This window comes from Paenibacillus mendelii, from assembly GCF_024498075.1.
In the GTDB taxonomy this organism is placed as follows: domain Bacteria; phylum Bacillota; class Bacilli; order Paenibacillales; family Paenibacillaceae; genus Paenibacillus_Z; species Paenibacillus_Z mendelii.
The window spans coordinates 188,781-204,491 of record NZ_JANHOF010000006.1; the positions used below are offsets into that span (position 1 = coordinate 188,781).

The window sequence follows — 15,711 nt, forward strand, 5'->3', positions numbered from 1 at the left end:
GAGAATGAACCCCGACAATCGTTCGCTTCCGTCTACCAGCCGTCTTTGGATGGCGATTATTCTGGGCGGGCTATCCGCATTTGGACCGCTTTGCTTGGACATGTACTTACCGGCGCTTCCGATATTGGCAGGCGATCTGAACACGAGCGTTTCACTCGCCCAGCTCAGTCTGACCGCATGCATGCTGGGTCTCTCGCTCGGCCAGCTACTAGCAGGACCAATCAGTGATGTGCGAGGCCGCCGCTTTCCGCTTCTGATCGGACTTATCGTCTTCGCCGCCACTTCGGTATTATGCGTATTTGCAAATTCCATCTGGCTCTTTCTGGTCCTGCGATTCATTCAGGGGCTTGCCGGAGCAGCCGGTATCGTCATCTCCCGCGCCATTGTGCGCGATCTCTATTCAGGAACGGAGCTGACGAAGTTTTATTCGAAGCTTATGCTGGTCAATGGAGCGGCTCCGATTCTCGCTCCGATCATTGGCGGCTTCATTCTGAAGTCGGCCTCGTGGCGCGTGGTCTTCATCGTACTAGCCGTCTTCGGATTGGTTATGCTTGTCGGCACCTTGTTCGGACTAAGGGAGTCGCTTCCTGAAGGCCGGCGCACGAAAGGCGGGATCGGACAGACGCTGCGGACGTTCGGCGGATTATTCCAAGACCGGATCTTCATGGGCTACGCGCTGACACAAGGCTTCGTAATGGCTGCGATGTTCGCGTATATATCCGGTTCGCCATTCGTACTGCAGGAATTTTTCGGTGTTACACCGCAAACCTTCAGTTATATCTTTGCAATCAACGGCCTTGGCATCATTGCCGCTACGCAAATTACTGGCCGCTTAGCGGGCCGGATCGGCGAGCCAAAGCTGCTCCGGTACGGTCTGAGCATTGCTGCATTCGGCGGCGTGCTGCTGTTTATCGTCATCGCGGCGGGAGCCGGCTTATATGCTGTGTTAGTTCCGCTGTTCCTGGTCGTGTCGAGCGTCGGAATCGTCTCCACCGCTGGCTTCTCGCTTGCGCTGCAGAATCACGGCCAATCCGCAGGCACGGCCTCCGCGCTGCTGGGTCTGCTCTCCTTTATCATCGGCGGTATTGCAGCACCGCTCGTAGGTCTTGGCGGCAGCGGGACCGCCATGCCGCTCGGAATCGTCATCCTCGCCGCGGAGGCTGGCGCGGTGCTCTGTTATATGCTCCTTCTTCGGCCGGCAGCGGTGAAGGGCCGCCGGTAATTCAATCCAAAGTTCGTGCCCTCTTACTTAGGGGCACGGACTTTTTTTATCCGCGTGTCTTGATCTGCGGTGAGAAACTCCCGGCATCAGCGCTGGCCCTCTTCTGAAGAGCGGAGCAGAGCCTTACCCTGCCGATACTCACGCGGAGAGGAGCGCGTAATTTTCTTGAACGTTTTGCCAAAATGCGAGAAATTGCCAAAGCCAATGGCCGCAGAGATGTCCGTAATGCTCATCGAGGTTTCCTGCAGCAGCCGCTGGGCTTCCTTCACGCGGGTCAAATTCAAATAATCGATAATCGTGAAGCCCGTGACTTCCTTGAATACGCGGCTCAAATAATACGGGCTGATATAGAAACGCTTCGATAAGTCGTGGATGTGTATCGTTTCGGCGTAATTCGCGTTCAAATAGCGGGCCACCTCGGAGATTTTACTATGAATAGCAGAGGTGCCTTCCAGCTCAACCGGTACATTCGTCTGCTGGAACCTGGCGCTGAGGAGGAGGATATCGTTAAGCGCCTGGCTGTAATAGAACTCGCAACCGACGGGTTCCTCATGCAGTTCATTCATCATGCGGTGAATATGGGCGTCGACCAGAAGCCGGACTTCCTCCGGGAGCCGGACGACGGGGTTATCGGACATGAACGGGCTTAAGAGCAGCTTCGCCTGTGAATCGCTCCAATCGCGGATATAACGGTCATCGAAGTAAAGGATCACCCGTTGGTGAGAGGAATCTCCGGCCTGTGTCGTCTTATGCACCTCGTTCTTCCGGATGAAGACGATGTCGCCTGCCTGAACCAAGTAGGAAGCGTCCTTAATAAAGTAGATTCTTGACCCCGACAGCAGATAGTAGATTTCATAATACGGGTGAAAATGGTTTTGCCTCATGTTGTAAGGCTCGATACGCCTCGCGTATTCCACATAGAACGGATCGGCTACGCTTCCGTGCTTCATCAAATCGGGGAAGGTCATCCAGCGGCCTCCAGGCTTAAATAGCATTTTTTGTTATTATAGCAAGATAAGCGGGGTTATAGGGTGTTTAGGCAAAAAACGAGGCGAAAAACATGCAAATTAAGCTTATTCTTAAGGAAGTAACTCATTACTATGAGAAAAGGATGAGCCATAATGAGCACGAAGAAAAAATATGTTCTGGTCGGTTCGGGCGGAAGAGCGCAGTTTTTTTACGGGGCGATTGCAACGGAATACCGGGATACGTCGGAGCTGCTCGCGTTCTGCGATACGAATCAGACGCGGATGGATTATGCGAATAAGCTTCTGGTGGATAAGTACAACTACAAGCAGGTGCATACCTACAAAGCGGAGCAATTCGATACGATGATCGAAGAGGAGAAGCCGGATGCCGTCATTGTGACGAGCGTGGACCGCACCCATCATACCTACATTATCCGCGCCATGGAACTTGGCTGCGATGTGATTACCGAGAAGCCAATGACGGTGGATGAGCGAAAATGCCAGGACATTCTCGATGCGGTTGAGCGTACCGGTCGCAGCGTGCGCGTCACGTTCAACTATCGCTATGCTCCGCATCACACGAAAGCGCGTGAGCTGATTGAGGACGGCACGATCGGAAAGGTAACCTCCGTCCACTTTGAATGGCTGCTGAATACACAGCATGGCGCAGACTACTTCCGCCGTTGGCATCGCGACAAGCGCAACAGCGGCGGGCTGCTCGTACATAAATCGACGCATCACTTCGACCTCGTTAATTTCTGGATCGGCTCCGAGCCGGATACGGTATTCTCGATGGGCGACCTGCTCTTCTACGGCAAGGAGAATGCGGAGCAGCGCGGGGTGACCAAATTCTACGAACGGGCAACGGGCAATCCGAACGCGAAGGACGATCCGTTCGCGCTCCACTTGGACAGCAACGAACAACTGAAGGCGTTGTACCTGGATGCCGAGAAGGAAGACGGCTACCGGCGCGACCAGAGTGTGTTCGGCGACGGGATCAGCATTGAGGATACGATGGGCGTGATGGTTCGCTATAAGAACAACGCGATACTGACCTATTCACTCAATGCCTACATGCCTTGGGAAGGCTATCGGATTGCCTTTAACGGCACGAAGGGCCGGCTCGAAATGTCAATCGTCGAGACCTCCTATGTTAATTCAGGCGGCGATAAAGCACTGGAAGGCGCGCTCAAAGGCAAAACGATGACCGTGTTCCCGATGTTCGAGGCACCATATAAGGTGGATGTCGAAGAAGGTATAGGCGGACATGGCGGAGGCGATCCGGTGCTGCTCAACGATATTTTTGGCACGCCGGTGGAGGATCGGTATAAGCGTGCGGCGAATCATATGGATGGAGCGCGTTCGATTCTGACAGGAATTGCGGCCAATCGGTCCATCCGGACCGGGCAGCCCGTCAAGGTCGAGGATTTGGTCAAATTTCATTAACGCGCAAGAGGAGGAACGCATGAAGGTGAAACCGTTCTTGGATGATAACTTTTTGCTGTCAAACGAGGTGGCGGAGCAGCTGTACCATGAAGTTGCCGCCAAGCAGCCGATTATCGATTATCACTGCCATCTGAGTCCGCAGGAAATTTACGAGAATAAACGGTTCGGCAATTTGACAGAGCTTTGGTTATATGGGGATCACTACAAATGGCGGGCGATGCGCGCGAACGGCATTGCAGAGCCCTTCGTGACAGGCGGGGAAGGAGTCACGGATTACGACCGGTTTCTGGCATGGGCGCAGACGGTTCCGAGCACCCTTGGAAATCCGCTGTATCACTGGTCGCACTTAGAGCTTCAGCGTTATTTCGGGATTACCGACCTCATTAACAAGAAGAATGCGCCATCAATCTGGGAACGTGCCAATGCCCAGCTGCAAGACCAGGATTTCACCGTGCGTGAGCTCATCCGCAAGAGCAATGTGCGTGTCATCTGCACGACGGACGACCCGGCAGATACGCTGGAATATCACATCGGCATACGGGAGCTTGACGATTTTGACTGTGCGGTGCTGCCTTCATTCCGTCCAGACAAAAGCTTGGAAATCCGCCGCGATACGTTCCTGCCTTGGATCAAGAGAATGGAGACGGCGACAGGTGCGGCCATAACGGATTATGCCCGGCTGCTGGCTGCGCTTGAGGAGCGCGCCCACTTCTTCGATGAGGCGGGCTGTCTGGTGTCCGACCATGCGCTCGATGTGGTCCCGTATGAGGAGACGACGGCGGAAGAAGTATCGGCCATATTCGCTAAAGCGCTTTCCGGTCAGCCGGTGAGCGTGGAAGAGGAGCGCAAATACAAGACGCATACGATGCTCTTCCTCGGACGGCTCTATGCGAAGCTGGGCTGGACGATGCAGCTGCACATTCATGCGAGCCGCAACAACAACAGCCGGATGTTCGGAGCGGTCGGCCCGGATACGGGCTTCGATGCCATCCACGATGGTCAGCTCGCCTACCCGCTTGCCAAGCTGCTCGACGGGCTGGAGTCGGCGGGAGCGCTGCCCCAGACCATTCTATATTCCCTCAATCCGAAGGATTATTACGTGATGGGCACGATCATGGGAAGCTTCCAGGACGGATCGGTGCCGGGCAAAATACAGCTCGGTTCAGCATGGTGGTTCAACGATACGAAGGACGGCATGCTCGAGCAGATGAATGCGCTCGCCAATACGGGCTTGCTCAGCCGGTTTGTCGGCATGCTGACCGATTCCCGCAGCTTCCTCTCATACACGAGGCATGAGTATTTCCGCCGGATTCTATGCAGCCTGCTCGGTGAGTGGGTTGTACGCGGCGAAGCGCCTTATGACATGGATCTGCTCGGCACGATGGTGGAGGACATCTCCTACCAGAATGCCCGCCACTATTTTGGATTTCCGTCATTGAAGGCGTAGCGGGGCCCTGTCATTCTGATGAAGTCATTCGAGGAAATCCGGGAACAACCGTAATGGGATGAACCTTCTGCCTGTGCAGCGGCTTATGCTCCAATCTCGTATATGCTGAAGAACCCTGGCCGTATGGCTGGGGTTCTTCAGCATGGGCAATGGACGGCTGCGGACCAATAATTATTAAATGTGTGTTTGGTTGTTATTGATTGTTTTTTATATTGACTTATAGGGCTGTGCGGCGTTAAGATAACACCGTATTGATGAATTCGTTATGTAGGAAGTGAGAAGAATGATCGTCGCATTGCTGCTTGTTCTATGCTCGGGCTTAACACATGCGGTATGGAATTTGTTTACGAAGACGAGTAAGAATAAGCGTGTGTTCCTATGGTGGATTCATATATTCGCCACGGTGACACTGCTGCCGAACTTCATCATGGAGCTAAGCAAAGGTGGGTTCGGCTACAAGGGTATTCTCTTAATGGGGGGCTCGCTGCTGTTTCAATGTCTGTACATTCTACTGCTCCCAAGAGCCTACGAGCGTGGAGACATGTCCCGAACGTATCCGATCATGAGGGGAACCGGGGCGCTGCTTGTCCCTATCGTCAGTGTCTGGTTGTATGGGGAATCCTTATCGCTTGTCGGATGGTTAGGTGTATTAAGCATCGCGGCCGGCTTGTTCGTCATCGGCGGTTTTGCCGGAAAGAGAGTAAAGGGCGAACACTCGATGATGTACTACTTGGTACCGGCCTTCATGAATGGCCTTTGTATCACCGGCTACGTCCTGATCGACAAGACGCTGCTCCATTACCTGTCGCCATTGTCGCTGCTGGAACTCGGCAATATCGCCTACATTCTCATTCTGACTCCGATCGTCCTGCGCTCGGGAGAGATGAAGAAGGAACTGGCGATCAATTGGCGGACGATTTCAGTCGGGGCCGTATTATCGCCGGGCTCCTATTTCCTGTTCCTGCTCGCGGTCAATATGGCGCCGCTATCCCATGTTGCTCCTATTCGTGAAATGGGTACGGTATTCGGGACGCTGCTTGGCGTCTTCCTGCTGAAGGAGTCTAACGGCTGGCAGCGAATTGCGATGTCGGGTGTAATTACCGCCGGTGTTATCTCGATCGGGTTCTGGGGAACGCCTTAATAAAACGATTTACAATGCACAAGATGCCCCCGGAGCTGGTCGGAAAGGGGCATCTTGTGCTGCCGTCATACGGTTATTCTGCGGCATTGCAGCAGATATAACCGGTTCTCTGCGTAAGCCCATTCGATATCGAGCGCATCACCGAATACCGCCTCACACTGTGCCGCAAGCTGGTCGAGCTGACGCACCTGCTGCTCCGATAAGCAGGCTTGCCGGCTGAGGGAAGCGTCGAGCTTAATTTCATTCGTCCCCCCATGCTCATCGTGAACGATTGCCGTTTCTTTATCCCCGATCTGAACGTGGATCGAGGAGGCTCCTCTGCTCGCCGTGTACATATCGGGAATAATACGACCGGAGGCGATACTCTCGCCGAGCCCCCAGCATGCCTCAATGACACGTTCGTCTTGTCCTGTTACGGGATGTCTAGTGAACATCACCCCCGAGCAGTCGGACTCGATGGTCTCTTGCATAATGACACTAACGGGGGACAGGGCTGCTCTGCCTTGCTTTCGTCGATAAGCGATGGCTGGGGCTGATTTCCCGGAGTCGGCCACTTGCTGAATGGCTTCGAATAAACGGTCTTCGTCCGTAACGTTAAGCAGGGTTGTGTAAACGCCCGCGTAACTGGCTTGATCCCCATCCTCATCAACGGCCGACGAACGAACGGCAAGTCTCCGTGCTAATGAGCCGGCGGCTTCCCTTAGTTCATGAACGGCTGCTTGGTCACCGGCTGTGATTCGCTGGACACTTTCGTGGGAAACGGCATACCCGGCAGGCACCGGCAATCCTGCACGCAGCGCCGCTCCTAATTGAACGGCTTTCCCGCCATACCTCAACGGATCGAAGGCAGACGCCAAAGGTACGATGCTCATTCATTATCCTTCTTGGCCGTACCTGGGATCCGTGCAACCTCGTCGCAGCGATCGAAAAACTCCGTCTGAAGCTTCAGGACGGTTTCGTCCTTCTTGATCTGACGGATGGCCTCTGCAAAATTATGCGAGCAGAAATCGATGTAGACTTTGCCGTAGTCCGCCGTAGAGAGGGAGGGATCACCCGCGATTTGATTGGGAAACTCGGTGTACCAGTGAATGCCGGCCGTAACGTTGTGCTCTGCGAGCCAGCGGGCCCTGCCTTGTGAATCCCACTCTCCGGGGTTTAGCCGGTCCATATAAACAAGTGAAGGATCGATATGCATGATTTCGGAGGTTTCCATATGATCGGCATGCCCGTATTCGCCAGGCGTTTCGAAACTGCTCTCCAGGTGCTGCAGCTGCCCGCTGTTTAATTCCCACAAATCATAGGTGTAGACAACATAATCCTTGCGCTCGTCGAGCATGGTTTGGGCAAAATATTTCAGCATGTTATTGTTGCCCCCGTGACCGTTGGCAAGAATGATTTTGTCGAAGCCGTTGCGTCTGATTTCCTTGCATACCTCGCTCAAAAGCCGCATCTGCATCTCGCCGCTCAAGGCTACTGTTCCTGCATAATGCTTCACCTCCGAGACCTGGCCGAAGATATAATACGGAAAGATAACGACAGGCTCGAGCTCAGCGGTTTGTTCCACAACCGCTCTAGCAATCATCATATCCGTACCGAGGGGGAGATGGTCGCCATGCTTTTCAAGACAGCCAATAGGAAGTACACAGACTCGGTTTGTCGAGATGACAGCCTCTTCAAACTGTTTAACGGTTAAGTTTTCCCACAGCATAGGGTGCTTCCTCTCTTGTTCATGTTCATTGGCTTGCGCAGCCTTGTTAATGTATTGGCTAGACGAACACTTATTTCCTTTTTTTGTAGGGATGCAGCTTGTAGGTGCAGACAATTTGCGGCGGATATACACGAAACCCATGATGGCCCACGGTGAATGCCGTGAGCCATCATGGGTTTTGCATAGATGATGTCAGTGCAATATGGGCTGCCTCACTTGGAAGACTCCGCAAGGGGCTTGCCCATCTCCATCCCTATGGAGATGTAGTGACCGAGCATGAGCAGCTTCGAGCTGAACAAGGCCAGCACCGATGCCAGCTCGACGATTTCCTCGAGCGACTGCTCCAGCCGCTCTGTATCCTTCGACATCTGCGAAACATCGAAGGAGTCCATGCCAACGGCAATGGCGGCAAGCCCGGCTGCGATACACAGCCATATCCATGCCGATTTGCGAGCCTTGAACACCCGATAGATGTAGCCGACAAAGCTAAGTGCAACCAAGGCATAGATGAGAATAATAAAGTCGCCCGCCCCCATCCAGGGCAGCAGCCGTATATCGGCAGGCTTCAACCAATGATCCCGGATTCGCTCGTGAAGGGCGAACCGTTCGTCGGCCATCAGGAAGAAGCAAGCTGACGCGAGCATCAGCCATACAGTGGCCTTCATGCGGAGTCCTTCTTTGGCATAGACGAGCATCAGACTTAACAGAGCAAGCAGTCCGCATCCGAACCAGACGATGCTCTGCAGCCAGGTCATCGGGGTTTGCTCGGAGGCGATGTACTCCCAGTAGCGGGGCCATTTTGCGGCGACCATCAATAACACGAGGAGGGCGCTTATACTGAAAGCCGCTATAATAAGCCATCGCTCCATGTGCAGCAGCCTGTCCGTTGGCGTTAACGCCGCTCTGCTTGTTGCACGCTCCTGCTGCTTACTGCTAGGCATCCGAATTCATTCCTCTCGACCATAATGAGGACGTATCCTCTGAATCACCTGTCAGCAGACCGATGACATTATTCACCATGGCCTCGTAGCCCCGCTCGATCACTTCATCGGAATACCACGCGGTATGGCCTGTTTGCACAATGCGCCCCTCAGCAATGAGCTGCTGTGCCCGGTCTGCGAGCGAGAAGCGGTCATCGACCGCATAGCCCCGAAGTCGGCCTTGCTCGATGGCGTCAACGACCGCCTCGTCTTCCACGAGCGCGGAGCGGGAGACGTTAATGAGGACCGCACCCTGCTTCATGAGACTAAGCTGGCTTGCCCCGAAGCTGTGCGAGCTTCCCCAGCTGGACGGATAGTGAAGAGAGACAATGTCGGAGGAGGTAAGCAGCTCCTCCAAGTCGACCCTTGTGACGGCGGCGGCCCGCTCTGGACGAGGATCATACCCGAGCACGCGCATGCCAAAAGCAGCGGCCAGCTCGGCTACGCAGCTGCCAATTCGGCCAAGGCCGATCAATCCGATCGTCTTGCCGCGCAGCTCCCAGCCTCGTAGCGATGTTCCGGCCGGCACTCGTCCCCGGACGCGATCTTGACTGAGATGAATCCTGCGGGATAGCGTGAGCAGAAGGCCCATCGTATGCTCGGCGACGGAGATCGTGGAATACTCCGGAAGATTAACGAGCGCGATGCCCTGCTTCTCTAACCACGCGGTATCGATATAGTCGACGCCTGTAGCGAAGATAGTGATCCCCTTAAGCTTCGTAAGCCCGCCCAGCGATTCTTTGTCTATAACAGGAACTGAACGGGGAGTGAGTCCGGCTACGTCAGCATCCTTCAAAAGTGTAGTGAGCTGCTCAGGTGAAAGGGGAGAAAGCGATCGGTGGTACTGGATGATGCCAGCAGCCTCAAGACGGGCACGCTGCCCGGCGGTGAAGGTTTGCTCTCCCATGGCAGTGATAAGAACGGCTTTTCGTTTCATTGGTTAATCTCATCCCCTCTAGGCGTGAGGCTATTCACAGCTTGATCCTGCCCTGCACCCCTGATTATCAAGTTCATACCCAATTTCATCATGCATTATTCACCATTGTTTTACTCAAATCCTGTACGTGTTGACGTGCAGGATTGCTTAGCGAGTCAGCATTCTAATTATCTAAACGAAGGTTAAGCCCGGATTGTTTCTGGAATGAAATAATTGACAATCGGAAATTTAAGTATTATAGTATGTTGCATGACTAACATACTAGTAGGGTGATCATATGAAGGTTAGCTTTGATAACGGGCAGCCGATATTCCAACAAATCGCCGAAATGATCGAGGACGATATTCTGAACGGAACCTACCATGAAGAAGATCAAATCATCTCCATGGCACAATTTTCAAAGACCTTTCAGATCAATCCGGCAACGGCGGTTAAGGGAATCGCTCTGCTCGTGAATGAAGGTATCTTGTATAAGAAGAGGGGATTAGGGATGTATGTAGCTGCTGGCGCAAAGAAGGCCATTATGACCAAAAGGCGGGACCGGTTCTACAATGAACTCGTGCTCAAGCTGCTGGATGAGGCCGACAAGCTGGAGATGAGCACGGAGGACATCATCGAGATGATTAAACAGGGGAAAAGGAGCTGAGTTGTGCGTGAATGCCATTCTGGAATGTACGAATGTGAATAAGAGTTACGGCAAGACCGATGCGGTTCGCAATTTGGGGATGAAGCTGGAGGAGAATACGATTTATGGGCTTCTCGGCCGCAATGGAGCGGGAAAAACGACGCTGCTTAATATGATAACCGGCGGCGTTTTTCCCGACTATGGCGATATTGCAATCGCCGGCTTACCGCTGAGACAGGGCGATACGCCAAGAGACATCTGTTATGTGAGGGAGAAGAACTTCTTTTTCGGCGGCGCCAAGGTCATCGAAATCCTGGAGCTTGCCTCCTCGTTTCATAAGAACTGGGATTGGACGCTCGCCAATGAATTAGTTCGGACGTTCAAGCTGAATCCGAATAAGAAAATTCGTCAGCTGTCCAGAGGGATGGAGTCGCTCGTTGGCAACATTATCGGTCTGGCGAGCAGAGCTCCGCTGACGATCTACGATGAGCCGGTGCTGGGGCTGGATGTGCTTATGCGGGAGAAATTCTACCGTCTGCTCGTGGAGGATTATGCTGAGCATCCACGTACGATCCTGCTGTCCACCCATCTGATCGACGAGATCGCGATGGTTGTTGAGCGAATCTATATTATGGATGCCGGAACCATCCTGCTGGATGACGATGTAGACAATATTCGAACGCATTCCCATCTGCTTAAAGGCAGCAGCGAGGCTGTTCGCGCCTTTACGAGCGGGAAGCGCGTCATCTATGAAGAGAATTACGGGAATGGCGCTCTTGTGGCCGTATACGATGAGATTGGGGAAGCGGAGAGGGCTCAAGCCGGCAGATTGGGCATTACAATTGACGGGCTGCCGCTTCAGAAGTTCTTTGCCTATCTGATCGAAGGGGGCGAGCATGTTGAATAAGATGAATATCCTTATCAAGGCGTCATTCCTTCAGCTGCGCTTGTACTTATATATCATACTGGGCATTATCGTGGTAAACATCCTCGTTCAGTTTATCGTCGGCCAATTTGCCGGGAGTGGTGACAATACCAATGTGTCGAGCGGCAATATGCTTCTTATTATTCTGATTTGTATGGCCGTTGTCCTTCCGGTCAGCTTCTATAAGCGAATTATAAACTTGGGTGCTTCGCGCAAAGAGTATTATACCGGCTTAATAACGATTTATACGATGTGGTCAGCCCTGTTCGCTCTATTCAATATCGTGTGGTTGAAGCTCGAGATCGGCTTTATTCGGGACTATTATAATACTTTAAATATATTGGAGGTCTTTCATTGGGATCAATTCGGCTTGGCAGGCATGTTCTTATACCAATTCGGCACCTATATGCTGCTCGCTTCATTATTAAACCTCTTGTTCTCTAGTTTACGTCACGTCGCAGGCTGGATCATTTGGGTCGTCTTAATCGCGGCTATTCCGATTGGTACCTCGATCGCCTCGCTCCGGGTCAAAGTGGCCGATGGATTTCTAACGCTGCTGTTCAACGATTCCCTACTGCAGGGCTTCGGGCTGACCTTCCTGCTCAGCTGCCTCTTTCTGGCTGGGGGCTGGTGGTTCACGAAGAGGCGTACGATTTAACGACGAATCTATGCCTATGTCGGCAATGCACAACGATACAAGATGGAGAGAGGGTATGGCATGGAGTGGAAGGTGATCATACAATCACTCTGGATGATGTGGGAAAAGGGCTTTCAGCTGCTGTCCCGTTGGCGAAGCGCCCATACTTCGCAATATGGCATTTGTAAAGTCATGGTAAGGAGGCATCGCGGGGAGAGCATCGCATGTGAAGACGGAACCTTGATTAGCAGCGGTGATTGGATCGGTGAGCTTCACCTGGATAACGACCGAATACTTTACCTGCTCCAGAACGGCGGGTCGGATCGTACAGCTTTAATTGTGGCGCGATCCGTACGCGATTCGATGAAGCAAATCACCGTCGCCATAGACGCCGCCCCCGAGCTATCGCAGGTAAAAGCGTTGATGGGCGTAACACTGCTCCATCGCGGACTTACGCATGGGCTCGGATTCGAACAGCGCCCGTTAAAGTCCGGTATGATCAAACGATTGTCCACGTCCTATCTGCGGTTGTTATTATCGGTCCTGCATCCGGAAGGAAAGGAGCGAATCGGGCGGCGAACAGACCGGCTCGTCCCGATGATGCTGATTCATACGCGGGCATCGCTAGTGGGACGATTCGCACAAGCCGCGTCTAGGAGAGGCGTCAATCAAGGACTCATGATCGATACTGCGGATTCATAAGAGGTGCTGGTGGAGAATGTTGTCTGCACCATGGTTTTCTGTAAGAACGTAGGCGGGAACAGAGCTTAGGATCGTTTCGTTCCAAACCTATGGATAGTTGATATGACCGCACCGTCCAGGGGATCTCCACATCGCCCTTGGGGTGCACCCTCCCCTGGCGTTCCTTTGTCTAAGAAGGCCAGAACCGGACTTTCTCCTTTAGCTATATCCAGTCTGATTACTGGATTCATTTCTGTATCACCTTCCACCCGGTCCCATAGACAGTTACATACGACCCCGGCTTACCGTTACTTATCCCCTTAAGAACAAAAGAGGTCAGCCAATAAAAAAACTGGCTAATCCCATAATAAGAACGGCAGTTATGCAGAAGTAGCCAGCCGCAACTAAAACCAAATAGGTTAAACGGACTAATCAAAATAAATGGCTGGGAGCGGTTACGAGGAACGGTTATCCGAGTAATCGACTCGTTCCTATTAAATGTCGAAATCAGGTGGAATCGCATATAATGGCTTTAAAAAACTTAGACTATAGAAAGGAAGATTGCATGTCTGATGATATTATCATTGCCGCGGTCGGGGATCTCTTGATGAAACCACTGCTGATTCGGTCAATATGTACCCGTGACAAACGAGGTGGCTCATTCGACAAAGATAACGTGCATTATGCTTTCGAGCAGGTGTTTGAACCGATTTCCCGATATCTGCAGGATGCGCATCTGACAATAGGTAATCTCGAGACAACCTTTGCAGGTGGTTCGGCAGACGGGTACATGAAGACGAGACGGAATCCGAAGAATGGTAATCCGATCTTCAAATGTCCGGATATCTTCGCTTCGGTTTTGAAGACCGTTGGTTTCAATGTGCTTGCTACGGCAAATAACCATTGCATGGATTATGGCGTTCACGGACTCAAACGGACGCTCGAAGTACTTGATAAGAACGGGATTGCCCATGTCGGAACGCACCGGAACAGGGAAGAGTCTCGAAAGCTCTGTGTTCAAGATGTCGGGGGGATTCGTATCGGCATACTCTCGTATACGAGGGACACGAACGGCAATACGGTTCCAAAGGGGCAGCCTGCCGGCGTCAAGAAGATCGTACGCATGTGCATGAAGCAGGATCTGAAACGGTTGCGGGTGATATCGGATTTCATTATAGTCTGCATGCATTACGGATTTGAATATCACCGAAGTCCAGCCGCCCACCAAAAGAAGTTGGCCCGATTCTTGTTTCGTCAGGGAGCTGATGTGGTTCTTGGCGCACATCCGCATGTTCTTCAGCCAGCGGTGTGTCGCACTGTGAAAGATATAGACGGACGGTCGAGAAAACGGTTTGCGATCTACTCACTGGGCAACTTTATTTCTACGCGGCTAAACGGCAAGGATGCCGCTTTAACCGGTATTATTGTTCGAATCAGGATTCGGAAAACAACCAGCGGCTCCGTCCAGCTCGCAGGTATTGATTACATACCGACATGGGTATGTATCTCGAAGGATGACGAGCAAAGCAGCTGTCGGATTGTGCCGCTTAAACAGGCGCTTCAAAAGCCTGAGAGATGTTACGCCGGACAGATGGGCCGGATGAAACGCGCCTATCGTAGAACGCTTCGTATGTATAAAGGGGTCTTATCACTGTCGGGCTAGTCATCCAAAATACCGCCATATAGCTGTTTACGTGAACTATAACCCGAAAGATGGGCACTTTTTATTGTCCATCTTTCGGGTTACAGTTCACGGCAGTAGCTCCTTGACCACCAGCATCGCAAGACCGACAGAATCATACCAGCAACACTTCGTGCTCGGGGTTGATTCCGTCTTGGTGGCTAGCAGCCGGTTCAGGTACACTAGCCATCGTAAGCTCCTCGCGCCGAAATTTACGGAATCGCAGTATATCCAGACACACCCTCGAGACGATTGTTGTCAGCCATCCTCCCATATTCTCAACTTCGCAACTTCAGAGCGACTAAGCGTATCCATGACTCCTGTACAGCGTCATCCGTTTCGCTCAGAGATCGGAGCATCCGGTAAGCGACCGCCTGCAGGCGATACGAACTGGCGGGCGTGGTTGAATCGGCTGGCAGCAGCGTTACCCGGTTCAAGCCGGGGGATGCCGTCTATGCCGCGTGCGGCAACGGCTTCGGCGCGTATGCCGAATTTAAATGTTTGCCCGAGAACGGCGCTGTTGCGCTTATGCCGGCGAACATGACGTTCGAGGAGGCGGCCGCGGTTCCGGTCGGCGCCTATACCGCCTTACAATTTCTCCGGAAGGGCAGCATCCAGAGCGGCAGCCGCGTGCTCGTCTATGGAGCCTCGGGCAGCGTGGGGACGTATGCCGTGCAGCTCGCCAAGCATTTCGGCGCAGAAGTGACCGGAGTCTGCAGCACGTCGAATGTGGAACTGGTCAGAACGCTGGGGGCCGACCGCGTCATTGATTACACGAAGGAGTCGTTCATGGATGACGGTTCGGCATACGATATTATTTTTGATACGGTAGGGAAGAGTCCTTTCGAGGCTTGCATCAAGCGTCTTGCACCGAGGGGCTTCTATCTGCGTGCGGTACACTTGAGTCCTCTGCCGATCGTTCGCGGGTTATGGACCAACCTGACGAGCGGCAAGAAGGTGATCGGGGGGACCATGAAGGAAAACGCGGAAGATTTGATGTGTCTTAAGGAGCTGATCGAAGCGGGGAGGCTGCATTCGGTCATCGACCGCCGTTATCCGCTGGAGCAAGCGGCAGAAGCCCACCGCTATGTGGAGCAAGGACATAAGGTAGGTAATGTGGTACTTACCATTCGGCAAGGCTGATCTAATGCGATAAGAGAGAAGAGAATCCAAGCATTCTTCAGATGTTTGAGAATGTACCCGAGTTTCAAGCCCGTACAAGCTCGAAGGGATGTCCGACAGGACAACCAGGAAGCGGAAGTCGTTGAGAGCATAGCAACTATCAAAGTGACGGCAGCTAATAATAGATCGCC

The 15,711-nt window shown here is 52.8% G+C and carries 15 protein-coding genes; 10 read left to right on the forward strand and 5 right to left on the reverse strand.

Features of this window, described 5'->3' with window-relative positions; translation table 11 throughout:
• Nucleotides 1-4: 4 nt before the first annotated feature.
• Complete coding sequence (locus NNL21_RS20365; protein WP_204819981.1) at nucleotides 5-1,222, forward strand: multidrug effflux MFS transporter; 1,218 nt, start codon at nucleotides 5-7, stop codon at nucleotides 1,220-1,222.
• A gap of 86 nt (nucleotides 1,223-1,308) precedes the next feature.
• Here the strand turns inward: NNL21_RS20365 and NNL21_RS20370 are convergent, their stop codons facing one another.
• Nucleotides 1,309-2,190, reverse strand: coding sequence for an AraC family transcriptional regulator (locus NNL21_RS20370; protein ID WP_204819802.1), 882 nt, complete (start codon nucleotides 2,188-2,190; stop codon nucleotides 1,309-1,311).
• Nucleotides 2,191-2,343: 153 nt separating this feature from the next.
• On the opposite strand from NNL21_RS20370, the gene NNL21_RS20375 reads away from it, so the two are divergent.
• The 3 genes from NNL21_RS20375 to NNL21_RS20385 all read left to right on the forward strand — a co-directional run bounded on the left by NNL21_RS20375 (nucleotide 2,344) and on the right by NNL21_RS20385 (nucleotide 6,224).
• The gene (locus NNL21_RS20375; protein WP_204819803.1) at nucleotides 2,344-3,636 is read left to right on the forward strand and encodes a Gfo/Idh/MocA family protein; all 1,293 of its coding nucleotides are present in this window, start codon (nucleotides 2,344-2,346) and stop codon (nucleotides 3,634-3,636) included.
• A 25-nt stretch (nucleotides 3,637-3,661) separates the two neighbouring features.
• Complete coding sequence (uxaC, locus tag NNL21_RS20380; protein WP_204819982.1) at nucleotides 3,662-5,083, forward strand: glucuronate isomerase; 1,422 nt, start codon at nucleotides 3,662-3,664, stop codon at nucleotides 5,081-5,083.
• A 283-nt stretch (nucleotides 5,084-5,366) separates the two neighbouring features.
• Entirely contained in the window at nucleotides 5,367-6,224 is an 858-nt protein-coding gene (locus tag NNL21_RS20385; protein WP_204819804.1) for a DMT family transporter, read from the forward strand.
• A gap of 65 nt (nucleotides 6,225-6,289) precedes the next feature.
• Here NNL21_RS20385 and NNL21_RS20390 read toward each other — a convergent pair whose 3' ends face one another.
• From NNL21_RS20390 to NNL21_RS20405, 4 genes are all read right to left on the reverse strand, one after another.
• Nucleotides 6,290-7,096, reverse strand: a complete 807-nt coding sequence (locus NNL21_RS20390) for a PEP/pyruvate-binding domain-containing protein (protein ID WP_204819805.1) — start codon at nucleotides 7,094-7,096, stop codon at nucleotides 6,290-6,292.
• Nucleotides 7,093-7,932, reverse strand: a complete 840-nt coding sequence (locus NNL21_RS20395; RefSeq protein WP_204819806.1) for a creatininase family protein — start codon at nucleotides 7,930-7,932, stop codon at nucleotides 7,093-7,095. Before NNL21_RS20395 ends, NNL21_RS20390 begins: the two co-directional genes overlap by 4 nt.
• A 212-nt stretch (nucleotides 7,933-8,144) precedes the next feature.
• A complete protein-coding gene (locus NNL21_RS20400; RefSeq protein ID WP_204819807.1) occupies nucleotides 8,145-8,873 on the reverse strand; it encodes a DUF8692 domain-containing protein in 729 nt (242 codons plus the stop codon).
• Nucleotides 8,866-9,849 carry a 2-hydroxyacid dehydrogenase gene (locus NNL21_RS20405; protein ID WP_204819808.1) on the reverse strand — a complete coding sequence of 328 codons (984 nt, stop codon included), beginning with the start codon at nucleotides 9,847-9,849 and terminating at the stop codon, nucleotides 8,866-8,868. The genes NNL21_RS20400 and NNL21_RS20405 overlap by 8 nt, the downstream gene beginning before the upstream one ends.
• A 277-nt stretch (nucleotides 9,850-10,126) precedes the next feature.
• On the opposite strand from NNL21_RS20405, the gene NNL21_RS20410 reads away from it, so the two are divergent.
• The 6 genes from NNL21_RS20410 to NNL21_RS20435 all read left to right on the forward strand — a co-directional run bounded on the left by NNL21_RS20410 (nucleotide 10,127) and on the right by NNL21_RS20435 (nucleotide 15,541).
• Nucleotides 10,127-10,495 carry a GntR family transcriptional regulator gene (locus NNL21_RS20410; protein WP_204819809.1) on the forward strand — a complete coding sequence of 123 codons (369 nt, stop codon included), beginning with the start codon at nucleotides 10,127-10,129 and terminating at the stop codon, nucleotides 10,493-10,495.
• A gap of 7 nt (nucleotides 10,496-10,502) precedes the next feature.
• Entirely contained in the window at nucleotides 10,503-11,381 is an 879-nt protein-coding gene (locus NNL21_RS20415; protein ID WP_204819810.1) for an ABC transporter ATP-binding protein, read from the forward strand.
• Nucleotides 11,371-12,057 carry a hypothetical protein gene (locus tag NNL21_RS20420; protein ID WP_204819811.1) on the forward strand — a complete coding sequence of 229 codons (687 nt, stop codon included), beginning with the start codon at nucleotides 11,371-11,373 and terminating at the stop codon, nucleotides 12,055-12,057. The genes NNL21_RS20415 and NNL21_RS20420 overlap by 11 nt, the downstream gene beginning before the upstream one ends.
• Before the next feature lie 60 nt (nucleotides 12,058-12,117).
• Nucleotides 12,118-12,738, forward strand: coding sequence for a YkoP family protein (locus NNL21_RS20425; protein ID WP_204819812.1), 621 nt, complete (start codon nucleotides 12,118-12,120; stop codon nucleotides 12,736-12,738).
• A gap of 544 nt (nucleotides 12,739-13,282) precedes the next feature.
• Complete coding sequence (locus NNL21_RS20430) at nucleotides 13,283-14,380, forward strand: CapA family protein (RefSeq protein WP_204819813.1); 1,098 nt, start codon at nucleotides 13,283-13,285, stop codon at nucleotides 14,378-14,380.
• 417 nt (nucleotides 14,381-14,797) lie between these two features.
• The gene (locus NNL21_RS20435; RefSeq protein WP_256555358.1) at nucleotides 14,798-15,541 is read left to right on the forward strand and encodes an NAD(P)-dependent alcohol dehydrogenase; all 744 of its coding nucleotides are present in this window, start codon (nucleotides 14,798-14,800) and stop codon (nucleotides 15,539-15,541) included.
• Nucleotides 15,542-15,711: the final 170 nt, after the last annotated feature.